This is a genomic window from Paenibacillus hodogayensis (assembly GCF_039536325.1).
Taxonomy (GTDB): domain Bacteria; phylum Bacillota; class Bacilli; order Paenibacillales; family NBRC-103111; genus Paenibacillus_AB; species Paenibacillus_AB hodogayensis.
Window position 1 is genome coordinate 99,986 of sequence record NZ_BAAAYO010000013.1, and the last position, 13,198, is coordinate 113,183.

9 protein-coding genes are annotated in these 13,198 nt (G+C 54.9%); all 9 read right to left on the minus strand.

The features are described from left to right. Positions 1-164: 164 nt before the first annotated feature. Positions 165-1,043: a carbohydrate ABC transporter permease gene (locus ABD796_RS26590; protein WP_344913895.1), complete on the minus strand. Its 879-nt coding sequence runs from the start codon at positions 1,041-1,043 to the stop codon at positions 165-167. Between the two features lie 14 nt (positions 1,044-1,057). Beyond that, positions 1,058-2,023 (minus strand): ABC transporter permease, encoded by a 966-nt coding sequence (locus ABD796_RS26595; protein ID WP_379119143.1) that lies wholly within the window; start codon positions 2,021-2,023, stop codon positions 1,058-1,060. Positions 2,024-2,131: 108 nt separating this feature from the next. Further along, positions 2,132-3,763, minus strand: coding sequence for a type 2 periplasmic-binding domain-containing protein (locus ABD796_RS26600; RefSeq protein ID WP_344913898.1), 1,632 nt, complete (start codon positions 3,761-3,763; stop codon positions 2,132-2,134). A 391-nt stretch (positions 3,764-4,154) separates the two neighbouring features. After that, complete coding sequence (locus tag ABD796_RS26605; RefSeq protein ID WP_344913901.1) at positions 4,155-6,461, minus strand: helix-turn-helix domain-containing protein; 2,307 nt, start codon at positions 6,459-6,461, stop codon at positions 4,155-4,157. A gap of 219 nt (positions 6,462-6,680) precedes the next feature. Beyond that, positions 6,681-7,580 (minus strand): hypothetical protein, encoded by a 900-nt coding sequence (locus ABD796_RS26610; protein ID WP_344913904.1) that lies wholly within the window; start codon positions 7,578-7,580, stop codon positions 6,681-6,683. Positions 7,581-7,622: 42 nt separating this feature from the next. Next, positions 7,623-8,840 (minus strand): ABC transporter permease, encoded by a 1,218-nt coding sequence (locus ABD796_RS26615; RefSeq protein ID WP_344913907.1) that lies wholly within the window; start codon positions 8,838-8,840, stop codon positions 7,623-7,625. Next, positions 8,837-9,550 (minus strand): ABC transporter ATP-binding protein, encoded by a 714-nt coding sequence (locus ABD796_RS26620; RefSeq protein WP_344913910.1) that lies wholly within the window; start codon positions 9,548-9,550, stop codon positions 8,837-8,839. Before ABD796_RS26620 ends, ABD796_RS26615 begins: the two co-directional genes overlap by 4 nt. An 83-nt stretch (positions 9,551-9,633) precedes the next feature. Continuing rightward, positions 9,634-11,304, minus strand: coding sequence for an alkaline phosphatase (locus ABD796_RS26625; protein ID WP_344914587.1), 1,671 nt, complete (start codon positions 11,302-11,304; stop codon positions 9,634-9,636). Between the two features lie 227 nt (positions 11,305-11,531). Then, the gene (locus ABD796_RS26630) at positions 11,532-12,866 is read right to left on the minus strand and encodes a hemolysin family protein (RefSeq protein WP_344913913.1); all 1,335 of its coding nucleotides are present in this window, start codon (positions 12,864-12,866) and stop codon (positions 11,532-11,534) included. Between the last annotated feature and the right edge of the window lie 332 nt (positions 12,867-13,198).

The following is a 13,198-nucleotide window of genomic DNA, read 5'->3' on the forward strand; positions in this document are numbered from 1 at the left end:
TGCCCCGCCTCCGACGTATCCTTTACCGCTATCTTAATCAATCGGGAAGCGAGGCGCAAATCCTTTTTCCCCATATTGGCCTCTGACCGACGGTTGTCTATTGGGATAAAACGAAAAACAGGCCAACCAAACACTCTGGCTGACCCAAACGGATAGGTTATGTTTTAACCTTTGATGGCCCCGATCATAACCCCTTTGACGAAATACTTTTGCAGGAACGGATACAGCAGCAGGATGGGAAGAGTTGCCACGATAATCGTCGCGTATTTGATCGTCTCCCCGATCGGCATTTTATCGCCGCCTCCGACCCCCGTCATCATGGAATCGGTACTGTTGGTGATCAAGATTTCCCGCAAAATCAGCTGAAGCGGGTACAAGTCCCTCGTCCGCAAGTAAATCAGGGCGTTAAACCACGAGTTCCAGTGACCGACCCCGTAGAACAAAATCATGACCGCCACCACGGGCATCGACAACGGAAGCACGATGCGGAACAGAATGGTGAAATCGTTGGCTCCGTCCAGCTTGGCCGATTCCTCCAGACTAACCGGTATGGCCTGGAAAGAGGTGCGCATAATGATCAGGTTGTAGGCGCTCATCGCGCTCGGAATGATCAGCGCCCAACGGCTGTCCAGCATGCCGAGGTTGTTGACGAGCAAGTAGGTCGGAATAAGGCCGCCGCTGAAAAACATCGTGAATACGATCATGAACATGATCGGGTTTTTCCACATGACCTGCTGCCGCGACAGCGCGTAGGCGCCGAGCGAGGTCATCAGAATGTTGAGCGCCGTGCCAATAACGACATAGAACAAGGTATTCGCATAACCGGTCAGGATCGAAGGGTTGGCGAATACGAGCTTATACGCCTCTAGGTTGAAGCCGTGCGGAAACCAGATCAAGCCGCGCAACTGCACCACCCAGGAAGGATCGCTCAAGGAGGCGAAGAGGACGTACAGAAACGGATAGATCGTCACGATGGACAACCCGATCATAAATACGGCATTGGCCGCGTCAAACGTGCGTTCTCCCAGACTGCGATGATTCATGAACGTTCCTCCTCCTACCAGAGCTTCGTATCGCTCGTGCGCCGGCTGATCGTGTTGGCCGCAATGAGCAAAATAAAGTTAATGATCGAGTTGAACAGACCGACCGCCGCGCTGTAGCTGAAGTTGGACTCCAGAATCCCTTTGCGGTATACGAATGTGCCGATGACGTCGGCCGTTTCGTAGGTCGTGCTGTTGTACAGCAGCAATATTTTCTCCGTACCGACCGACATCAGGTTGCCCATCTGCAGGATCAGCAAGATGATGACCGTCGGCATAATGCCGGGAAGCGTGATATGCATCGTCTGCTTCCAGCGCGAAGCCCCGTCCACCTTCGCGGCCTCGTAGAGCGAAGGATCGATGCCGGACATGGCGGACAAGTAGATGATCGAGCCCCAGCCGACGCTCTGCCAAATGTTCGAGGAGACGAATACCGTCCGGAACCAGCTGCTTTCCCCGAGAAAGGCGATCGGATCGATGCCGAAGAAACCCATCACAATATTAATCAGGCCGTCGCGGGACAGGAAATCGACCATCATACCGGCGATAACGACTACCGAGATGAAGTGCGGCATGTAGGTAACCGTCTGAACCGCACGCTTGAACAAATTGCTGCGTATCTCGTTTAGCAGAAGCGCCAGAATAATCGGCGCCGGAAAACCAAACAGCAACTCGTAGAAGCTGAGCAGCAGCGTATTGCGCAGCAGCCGCCAAAAGTAATAGCTGCCGAAAAAACTCTCGAAGTGCTGGAAGCCGACCCATGGGCTATCCCACAAGCCGAGTCCCGGCGAGAAGTCCTTGAAGGCGATCTGAAGCCCGTACATCGGCACGTAGTAAAAAACGATGTAATAGGCTACAACCGGAACGAGCATCAAGTAAACGTACTTGTTCAATTTCAAATCGCGTCTGGCGCGATACTTGAAGGCGTTCTTGTCGACCTCGGGCTTCGGGGGACCCGACTTTTCTTTCGTGACTACAGACATACGAGCCCTCCTCAGTGTCGTTATCGGTATGCGTGGCGGACGACGGACGCCTTCCCGGGCGCGGGATTCTCCCGACGCCCGGATCGCGCCCAGACGCGAGCGATCTCGTTATTTCCGGTTATTGTAACGGTCAAGCGCTGCTTGTCTCGCTTTGATCGCCTCGTCGATGCCCATGCTCTTGATCGTCTGCACGAACTTGTCGTAGTTGGCCAGCGGCTCTGAACCCATAATGAACTTGTTGACCATTTCGTCGCGATACGTTTTGACGTCGTTCATGATCGAAGCAGTCTTCGAGCTTTCGTCCGCAGTCAGCGTGATCGGAGGCATTACCTTGGAATGATCCGCGCCCATCCACGCTTTTTGCGCGTCGCGCTGCTCCGGCATTGTGAAGTATTGCTCGATGTAGCGTTTGTCCTGTACGATCGGACCGCTCCAGCTCGCGATGAAATATTTCGCCATCGCTTGCGTGATCGGCAATTTGTCCGGGTTGTTCAAAATCGTGTCCGTATATTTCGGATAGCCGTTATCGAGCTTGTAGCTTTGCCCTTCGATACCGAAGTTGAAGAGCATGTGGCCTTCTTGACCGTATTTGTAGTCGAGCCATTTTACGATTTCCTCCGGATTTTTCGCCGTCGCCGAGATGGCGGCGCCGAGACCGGTGAACGGCAGCGTATATTGACCGAGCGCCTTGTCGCCTTCCTTCAGCACCGGATAAGGAGCGCCGACGAGAGCGAAGTTCGGATTGTTCGGCTGGGCGAGCGTCGTATACCGCCCGATGCCGCTGCCTGCGTAGGCGGAAAACGAACCTACTTGGCTGCCTGTCACTTTGGCGTCCTTCAGCTTGCCGTCGGTCGTAGCATAATCTCTATCAATCAAGCCTTCCTTGTACCATTTGTTCATCGTCGTCAAAAACTCTTTGTATTGCGGCTCGATCGGGCCATATTTCACTTTCCCGTTTTCTTGGAAGAAGTCCGCGGTGATGCCCCATGCTCCGACGAAGAGATGGTTCATATCGGTTTCGTTCTCCGGATTGATCGTGTACGTATACGGAATTTCGTCCTTCTTGTTGTTGCCGTTCGGGTCGCCATCGCGGAAAGCCGTCAGCACTTTCTCCCAATCGGCGATCGTTTTGGGCACCTGAAGGTTCAACTTATCCAGCCAGTCTTTGCGCAGCGCCGGTCCGTTCACGCTCGACAGCAGCGGGTCCCCGAGCAGGAACGGCATGACATAAATGTTGCCCTCGTCCGTCGTGATCATTTTGCGGAATTCCGGATTATCCTTCAGTACTTTGGTCAAGTTCGGCGCATTCTTCTCGATCAGTTCGTTCAACCGGATAATCCGCTTCTCTTTAATGAGACTGTCGGCTCCCTTCGGAGCGGCGTTCCAGCCGTATTCAATGACGTCCGGCAGCTTGCCGGAGGCCAGCATCAGGTTGAATTGGTCTTTTTCCTGACCGGTCGGCGGATGCTGGAACTCGACCTTCGTTCCGGTTACTTTCTCCAGTTCCTTATAGGCAGCTATTTCATTGTAGCTTTTCATGGTGACCGCTGCGTTCGGGTTCAAACTGACCCAATAAGTAAGCGATTTCGGATAGGCTGCTTCCTTCACTTCCGTACCGGTCCCCGGTGACGGATTCGCCGTATTCGGCGATTCTTCCTTGCCGCCGCATGCCGCGAGCAGCGCGACCATAAGGGATGCGACCACAGCCGTAGATGTAAGCACTCTCATTTTTTTGACCATATCCTTGTTGACCCTCCCATGCCTTTCGTAATTGTGGATGTTTCCGTCCACACCCCCACTATAAAGGAACTCGCGTTGCTTGCCTACAATCCGTTGCCTCCAAGCATAAACCGCCCTTCATATCAGGCACCAACCGATTTTAAACTGGCCTAACCGTCCTTCATCTCAGCCGCTTGCCGCAACCTTTTGCGGTTCTGTTTGTCCGTCTGTACTTCCCGGATACAGTGGCCGATGTCGCCGCCTGGCTCTTGATTATCTTCCGCCGATTTGCTGTTAAATATAATCCCTGCTCGTCATCGAACGCCAAAAAGACCGTCGAATGGATCGGCGGCCTTACGGGAATCGTACTGTCTTTCTAGGAACTCGTGTCTCGGGAAAATCCTTTGCCCGTTTAAGGCGCCGCTTCTCCGTTTTGCAGCTCCCGGAATTTGCCGGGAGTGATACCCTCGATTTTTTTGAATACCCGAATAAAACCGATGTCCGTCGCATATCCGACATGCTGGGCAACCTGCAAAACTGTCAAATCCGGGTTCGCCAACAGCCGCTTCGCCTCGCGAATCCGAATGGCGAGCATATAGTCGGTCAGGTTTTCTCCGTTATGCTTCTTGAAGAAGCCCGACACGTATTGAGGCGTCATGCCAAAATGATCGGCTATCGAAGCCAGACCCAGTCCATGGTCGGAGTAATGCTCGCTGATATATTCCCGTAACCGGATACTGAGCTGCTCCCCCTGGTCGGTACGAGCTCCGCTGACGTTGTCGCATATGGTCCGGCACAGCTCCTTGAGCTTGCGCAGCATCGATTCGGCGGACGAGCTGTTGGCAATGCTTTTCACCGTATCCGACGCTCCGAGTAGCTGCTGATCGTCGATTTTCAAGGCGTGCAGCACTTTGAGCACCGTGCCAAGCAGATCGATGAACAAGCATTTGCCCATCTCCGGCGTAATGCCCCGGGATACGATATTTTGCTTGTACAGTTCGTCCAGCAAGCTTTCCGCACTCGTATAGTCCCCGCTTTTCAACACATTGATGAGCCGGGCTTCCACTTCCATCGGATAATGGTAAAAGGTCGAGCCTTCGTCCTTGATCTGCTCGAAGTGAATGACCGCGCTGACTCCGTGAATAATCCGGTAATCGAGCGCGCCTAGCGCTTCGTTGTAGCGGAGGCCGGTATTTTCCAGCCCGAGCCCGATCGAGCTGATCCCTACGGCGATTTTCATGCGGAACCGCTCCTCGGCCAGCCGCTTCAGTTCCCCGATCAGCGCATCGCGTTCCTGTGCGGAATGCTCCGAATCGTCGGGCATAGTCAGCAGCAGCGCCAGCCGGTTGCGGTCCGTCTCCGTCACATAGCCGCGGTCCCCGATCAGTTCGCTGCCCAGGTTATACAAAATAAACCGGATCAACGCCCACTCGCGTTCGCTGCCATCCTTCACGAATTCGCTGCTCTCGTCCACTTCGATCAAAATGACGCACACATATTTGTATTGAAACTGCACGCCGAAAAACGGTAACGACTGCTCCTCGCGAAGCTCTGTCGAATCCGCCTGCCCCCGCAGCAGGCGGGACAAGAAGTAGGCGCGCACGACGGGAAGATGGCCTTCCAGCTTCTGCCGCATCTCCTTGCCTTCCGCCATCGTCTCCACTATCGACGTCTTAATAAATTCGTATTCGTTGCCAAGCTGCGGAGGAGTGTCGGCGAGTTTGCCGTTCGTGATGGCCATCATCATGTCGCGAATCGGGCTATAACTGCGGTAGGCCATCCAGTAAGCGACGCCCGCTCCGGCGACGACAGCCAGTGCAAGCAAAGCGAGCGCCCAGCCCTTCACCTCGTTCACCGTTTGCAGGACGACCGTTTCGGGTACGAGCGAGACGTATTTCCAGCCGCTTTGCCCTGTCGTATGGGACAGCAAATTAAGCTCCCCGTTGGCCTGGTAAGACTGGTAGCCGCTTCCGGAGGCAATCTCCTCCAACAAACCTTCCGGAAGAACGTAGCGCCCCGTCGTCGACAGCAGCACCTGTCCGTGGTCGTCGATAATGAACATGGAGCCGCTATTGGCCCATTCGATCTGCTTCAGCAGGTTGAAAATTTGCTGGTCCTCGATGCTCATCACCAGCGTGCCCCACACGTTTTCCTTCTCACCGAGCGGCAACGATACAGCGCATTGAATGACATTCCTCACGGTCGAGTTGTCCCGGATACCCGTCACCGGCCAGAATGTCTTGAAATGGTAACCGGTTAACAGCTGCTCGCGAGCCTGCTCCGGACTTTTGTCCACGTATGGGGACAATTGACTGAAATACAAGTCCCCTTCGGTTTTTAGCGACGGAGTCAGAATGACGTCGCCTTTGCGCAGATGGATATAAAAATCGTTAATAAAGCCCGTACCGCTCCTTATATTGCGAAGCGCTTTAACCGCTTCTTCGTATTGCACGTATTTCTCGCTCTCCGGAATCGTCCACAGCGTCTGCAGCTTGGGATGCGTGGCGATCTGCACGCTCATCTGGTCGATTTCCTGGAGGTGGTTGTCTACGATTTGACGCACCTGCTCCAGCATCGCCAGGTTAGACCGGCTCGCGTTCTGGACCAAGTTGTTTTCCATATTCGTATACAGCACCGCCGAAATCGTGACGGGAATGATCAGAATCAGGATATACGATAACAGCAGCGTCAGAAAGACGCTTTTGCGTCGGCGAAACATGCTCTGGACCCCCTCATCAACGGTGCCGGGAAGACTTGTGCTCATTGAAGCGTTTCCACACTCAAGACTAGAAGTTATGGGGAAAAGTGTATCACACTTGAGTTGCTCCATCAAATGGCATCCGGCATCCAACGGAAAGAGGCATCGTCTCGGCCGGACTTCGAACCGAAAGGATGCCCCTGTTGTGTCATATCTCCGCTAAAAGTTGCCGACTCACGTTCATTCTTTGATTTTCTCGAACGAGGCGTCGTAGAGGCGGAACATCGTCTTGTAGCCGGATTCGTCGACCTTGATGCCGACGTCGAGCCGGCCGGTAATTTTCAGCGGTCCGGACGTGTAGCGCAGCTTGACGGTATCCGGGACGTACACGATCATAATTTTATTCCAATACGTCTCGTCCCCGTTATCGAACGGGCACTCGGCTCCCGGCTGAGGAATGAGCAAAAACCAATGTTTGTCCAAAGACAGCACTTCGCCCATATATCCTTTGATTTCGACCGTCTTCTTCTGGTCGCTCAAATCCCAAAACTTCTCCGAAGGCCGGTCCTGCTTCTCGTTATCGAAAAACTCCGCCCATTGAATAGCCGGGGTAGCCGACGCCGACTTGGACGGCTCGGCCTTTTTCGGAGCGGCTGGAGCTTGGGCAGGCGGCGCGGCTTCATTCGTCTGTCCGGCTGGCGAAGCAGGCGCTTGTTCCGGCTGGGCAGGCGGCACGGATGGAGCTTGAGCTTTCTCGCCCTCCGTCGGCGCGGCGGGCGGCTCCTTGACCGTGACTGCCGGCAACGTATCTTTGCCCGTCGCCGAAGCGGCTTCGCCTCCAGCAGGCGGCGTTTGCTGCGCAGCGGGACGATCCGCTTCCGGCTGCCGCTGTTCCGGCGAACCGGCAGAAGCGGATTGCGCAGGTTTGAGCGGTTCCACGGAGGAGGCTGTTAACGCGGACTTGGCCGAATCCGCGGCGGACGCGGAAGTTCCGGTCTCGGTGACGCGAGGGGCCGCCGCCGCGAAAGTACCTGCCGTCTCTTGCCCGGCCTCCTGTCCGGCCTTCGCTCCGCAGCCGGTTAGCCCAGCCATGGCAAGCGCCAGTGCGCCGTACAGAATCAACTTTCGATCGTATTTCATAAGACATCGCTCCTTGTTGAAGGTATGCTGCAACGCAAGTCGTCAGCTACGGAACAGTTCCATCGGGCCCACCTTGTAGATCCGAAAGGCCGGTACGGCCGAAGCCGCAGCTCCAATCGCAAGCGCGCCTGCGGCGATCCACAGCTCGCTCGCGAGCAACCGATCGGAGATAATGCGTACTCCCGTTTGAGAGAACACCGCGTCGCCGATGAGCCAGCCGCTTATATGACCGAGCGCGAGGCCGACCACGACGCCCACGGCGGTTAGAAGCGCCCCTTCTCCTACCAGACAAAGCCAGATGAACGAGCCCGGCTTCCCTACAAGCCTCAGCAGACCGACATCCTTCTTCCTCTCGTTGACGGCCGCCGTCAGCGACAGCAGCAGCGACAAGGCAGCCAGCACCACGCAAACCGCCATCACGATCTGGAGCAGCTGCGAACCGGTGTCGACCACGTTCAGTACGTCGGCAATCGCTTTGCTCGTATATACAGCCTGCACGTTATTGATTTTGTCGTATTTCTGCTTGATCATTTGCGCGCCGAGAAGCGTCTTCGGCTTGATCATAACCGCTGTCACATCTCTTCTATCCTCCGGCAGCTCATGAACGGCCCAGGCGTAGTCGAGCGTCGTAAACACCGCCCGGTCGTCCGGGGTGCCCAGCTTTGGCAGGACTCCGACTACCGTATAGCGGAACGCGTGATGCGCATCCTCGTGTTCGTGCCCATCCTCTTCCTCATCGTCATGCTCCTCGGCAAGATGCCCGGCCAATCCGTGAGCGCCGCTGAACGTATCTCCGATTTTGGCGTTCAGCCGTTTCGCCGCATCGTATCCGAGCGTGACTTCGCCCAGTTGGCTATAAAGCTTGCCCTTCGCCAGTTGGCGATCTCCGTAGCGGATCTGAAAATACCCCGGGTCGACGCCGACGATCGGATACCCGTTGTGCTGGTCGCCGGTCGTCATGGCGAACGCGGCCTCCGCCTGCTCTTCTTTCTTCAAGGACGCCCACACCGAAGCTGGGATATTGCCGGTAGGTGAACCGACGCGAAAAAAAGTGCTTAGCACCAGCTGCGATTCGCTGCCTTCGGCGCCGATGACGATATCAAAGGGACCGTACCCTTTTTGCGCTCCGCGTTCCACGCCATCGCGGAAAAGGATCAGAAGCGCGAACAGCGCAATCGTGACCGCCACCGCGGCGACGGTTAACAGCGACAGCGTTTTGCGGTGCGCGATGTTGCGCGCCAGCAGCATCCATTGGCTCATAACGCGCCTCCTGCCCGGATCGCCATCGCGTCTCCGCCCGTCCGCTCGGCCATCAGCTCATTGATCTCGCTCATCTGAACGCGCGTCGGATACATGCCGGCCAGTTGATCGTCATGGGTGACCGTCAGCAGCGTGAGCTTCTCTTCCCCGCAAAGCTGCAACAGCAGCGCCATGACCTTCTCCGCCGTCACCCGGTCCAGGCTGCCCGTAGGCTCGTCGGCCAGCACGAGCGGCGGCCGGTTCACCAAAGCCCGGATCATGGCCACGCGCTGCTGCTGTCCCCGGGAAAGCTGCGACGGCAGATGGTTCATCCGTTCCGTCAGCCCGACCCGCTCGAACCAATGCTCGATACGGTCTTGCCGTTCTCTTCTTGCCAGCTTCCGGTCCATGACCAGCTCGACGTTTTGCCGCGCACTTAAGGACGGAATCAAATGAAAGTCCTGAAACATATAGCCGATATTCGCGGCGCGAAACGAGTCGCGGGCGGGTTCCCTCATCCGGTGCAGCTCGAACGACCCTACGCGCAGCTCGCCGGAATCGGCCTTCAGCACCCCGCCGATGAGATGGAGCAGGGTACTTTTGCCGCTGCCGCTTGGCCCCATCAGGGCGATCCGCTGCCCGCTCTCCACCTTCCACTGCCGGATGCGCAAAATCGGCAAGCTTTGCCCCTGAAGGGCGTACGATTTGACGATATTGTCCAGCACAATCATGTGAAGCCCCCTTTCAAAATCGCCCGAAAACAATAGCAGGGGAGCAAAGTGCCCCCCTGCCGCCGTTTACGCTGCATGTTTCTTTATTTGATGATCCGTTCGGACAAGGCATCCCACGTCATCGTTTTGCCTGTCAGCTTGTTGAAGGCATCCAACGTTAAGTACAGTACATTGTTGTCCAGGTTGCCCTTCAATCCCGTATCGGTTCCGCCTTCGGATACAATCAGGCTGTCCAGTTGTACGTTGAGCGTCTTGGCCGTTCCTTTGAATTGAACAGTGCGGCTGGCTGCGTCATACGTGACGGTTGCGTCGAGCGCTTCGGCCAACGCTTTGGCCGGGTACATGACCTGATTGTCCCGGGTAATTTTAAATTTCGGATACACATGCTTGGCTTGCAGATCGGCTGTAGCCGCCTTCAGGTCGACGCCGATGATTTGCGCGCCGGCAAGGGCGATTTGCGTGTTGTCGATTTGGCCTTTGACCAATTCCGCGATCGGACCGTACGCCCATACGCCTACGTCGACGCCGGAATGTCCGTGTCCGCTCCAGCCGATCAGCATCCGCTTCGAGACGACTGCGTTGAACGCGCCCTCTTGGGCGTAGGAAGAACCGTCGCCCTTCATAATGAACTGAGCCTCTTCGTCGCTCAAATCCTGAATGAATGTGTTTTCCGCTACGATGGCACGAACTTCTTCGACCGTTTTCGCTTGTTTCAGCTTAGGGGCGAGGAATTCCGAAGAATGCTTTTGCTTGTCCCACAGATCCATGTTCATCTCGTAAATGTTGTCGCGGGCCAGCGAAAGTCCGCCGGTCTCATGGTCGGCCGTAATGACTACAGACGTATTGCCGTCTTTCTTGGCAAAATCGATTGCCGTTTTGACCGCCGCGTCAAAGTCGAGCATTTCCTGGATCGTGGAAGGGAAATCGTTGGCATGGCTCGCATGGTCGATGCGGCCGCCTTCAATCATGATGGCAAAGCCTTGCTTGTTTTGGGACAAAATGTCCAGCGCCTTTTGCGTCATCGTTGCCAAATTCGGAGTGTCATTGGTGCGGTCCAGCACATAATCGACATGAGAGCTTCCGAACAAGCCAAGCGCCTTGCCCGAAGTCGCCGGAAGCGAAGCCAGCTCGGATGCGCTTTTCACGACCGAATATCCTTTATTCTGGAAGTCGGCTACAATGCTCTTGTCGGCGCGTTTGCCCTTCTCGTCCTTGCTTAGGAAAAACTGGCTGCCGCCCCCGAACAATACGTCCACTCCGCCTTCCAGGTATTGGGAAGCAATGGCGTTTTCGTTGTCGCGGCTGCGCACGTGGGAAGCATATACGGCCGGCGTCGCATGCGTGATACGGGCCGTCGTGACGAGACCGGTCGATTTGCCGGCTTTCTCGGCCGCTTCGATGATCGACGCGAACGGCTTGGACACATCTTCGTTGGACACGCTGATACCGGCGTTGTATGTCTTGTTGCCGGTCGCGAAAGCGGTGCCCGCCGAAGCTGAGTCGGTGACGACGCCGGATACGATCGTACCGCCGTCTTCTCCCCGGTCGGCGTACGTCGTCGCCTGTCCTACGTAATAGCTGTCGAGGGTCAGATGATCGATCCCTTTCTCGTAACGCAAATAGTTACGCCCTGCCGATACTTGAGCCGGACCCATTCCGTCGCCGATCAGAACGATCAAGTTTTGCGACGGCGTCTTCGTCGTCTGTGCCGGCGTCTCGTTGCCGAGCGCCATGGAATAGGATGCCGGAATCATCGTGACCGCCAGTGCGGATAATAGAAGCCCTTTGGAAATCTTTCTTTTCAAACAAAACCCTCCTATAATTTCGAATAGCCTTCCCAACCAGTCTAAGAGGGATTCGTAAACGGATGATTAACTCTATGTGTAGATTTCGTTAAGCCATCCCCCCGGCTTCATAGCCGAGCACTGGAACAAAAAAAACAGCCTGTGCTTTTCGCACAAGCTGCTGCTGTTAGCCGTTATTATGATACGACCGATATGACCTCGTTCTCGTTATCTTCCACCATCTTCCGGATAACTAGGCGGGAGACGCGCATATGGTCGACTTCCTCGATAATCATTTGGTAACCTTTGAATTCCACTTGCTGGTTTTTCTTCGGCGGGATTTCCACCTGGGAGTAGACCCAGCCTCCGATTGTATCGTAATCATCCGTTTCGATATCCAAGCCGAAATAGTCGTTAAACTCTTCGATATGGAGCAGACCGTCGACGGAATGAGTGTATTCGTCTCGTTGTTCTATGCTGGAGCGTTCCTCATCGAATTCGTCGTGAATTTCGCCGACAAGCTCCTCCAAAATGTCCTCCATCGTGACCAGCCCGGACGTGCCGCCGTATTCGTCAATAAGCAGAGCGACTTCCGTACGCTTCTTCTGCATCATCTTCAGAAGCGCGCTGATCGGCATCGATTCCGGAATGCTCATAATCGGCCTCACGATCGAACGGATCTGTTCGAGTCCGTCGCGCGCCTTCAGCAAATCCTTGATATGAATAAAGCCGATAATGTTATCTTTGTCGGGATCGCACACCGGGTACCGTGTCCGCATTTCCGTCGTGGCAATCTCCATGTTTTCCTCGAAGGTGCGGTCTGCATACAAACAGGCCAGCTCCGTGCGGGGAATCATTATTTCGCGCGCAACGGTTTCCGTGAACTCGAACACGTTGTCGACGAGCGTCAGTTCCGTGTTGTCGATAAAGCCGCCTTTATGGCTTTCCTTGACGAGCAATCGAATTTCTTCCTCGGTATGAACCACGTCGTGCTCGTCTTCGGGCTCGATGCCGGATTTGCGCAGCATCCAGTTGGAAGCGCCGTTCAATACCCAAATGAACGGATACATGATTTTAAAAAACACAATCATCGGGATCGCCGTCCACAGCGTAACCGCTTCGGATTTGCGGATCGCATACGTTTTCGGCACCTGTTCGCCTACGGTAATATGAAAGGAGGTTACGATCGTAAATCCGATAATAAAGGCAATAATATGAATCAGACCTTGGGGCATGCCCAGCTTCGACAAGAGAGGCTCGATAATTCGCGCGATCGTCGGTTCGCCCAGCCAACCGAGCACAAGAGACGTCAGCGTGATACCAAGCTGGCAAGCGGACAAATATGCGTTCATGTTGCCCAATATCCGGCTCGCGAATTTCGCCCTAATGTTTCCTTCCAGGGCCAAAGCATCGATACGGCTGCTTCTCGCTTTCACCATGGCAAATTCCACGGCTACAAAAAAACCGTTCAGAAGCACCAAAATAAACGCCAAGGACAAATTCAGGATTATCGGACCAGGGTCACTTTCCAAATAATTTCCTACCCGCCTTTCTTGAGGCGGACAGGTACACCTCCCTTAGGATTGAAGATAGTTGCAATTGGTTATTCTCTATTATAAAGTAACGTCAGTAAAGATCAAAGGATCGCACGGGGTCTTATTGAGTCATATCCGAACAAAATGTCAGATAATTCGCCGAAAACAGTTTATTATTTAATCTTTATTCGCATTTGCTTATAAACTTCACCATTGCTTTTTGACGGCATCCGGCAACTGCGGACGGACACGATGCGCTTTACCGCGCGCCAACAGCATCAAGGCAGGCGCAGTGCGGGTAAGACGGGCAAACATAAATTTCGCTTATA

What these genes read in the sequence shown, in the direction of transcription:
- ABD796_RS26610 (WP_344913904.1), bottom strand. Translation starts at nt 7,580, where the DNA reads ATGAAATACGATCGAAAGTTGATTCTGTACGGCGCACTGGCGCTTGCC.
- ABD796_RS26625 (WP_344914587.1), bottom strand. Translation starts at nt 11,304, where the DNA reads ATGATTCCGGCATCCTATTCCATGGCGCTCGGCAACGAGACGCCGGCA.
- ABD796_RS26590 (WP_344913895.1), bottom strand. Translation starts at nt 1,043, where the DNA reads ATGAATCATCGCAGTCTGGGAGAACGCACGTTTGACGCGGCCAATGCC.
- ABD796_RS26615 (WP_344913907.1), bottom strand. Translation starts at nt 8,840, where the DNA reads ATGAGCCAATGGATGCTGCTGGCGCGCAACATCGCGCACCGCAAAACG.
- ABD796_RS26600 (WP_344913898.1), bottom strand. Translation starts at nt 3,763, where the DNA reads ATGGTCAAAAAAATGAGAGTGCTTACATCTACGGCTGTGGTCGCATCC.
- ABD796_RS26620 (WP_344913910.1), bottom strand. Translation starts at nt 9,550, where the DNA reads ATGATTGTGCTGGACAATATCGTCAAATCGTACGCCCTTCAGGGGCAA.
- ABD796_RS26595 (WP_379119143.1), bottom strand. Translation starts at nt 2,023, where the DNA reads ATGTCTGTAGTCACGAAAGAAAAGTCGGGTCCCCCGAAGCCCGAGGTC.
- ABD796_RS26605 (WP_344913901.1), bottom strand. Translation starts at nt 6,461, where the DNA reads ATGTTTCGCCGACGCAAAAGCGTCTTTCTGACGCTGCTGTTATCGTAT.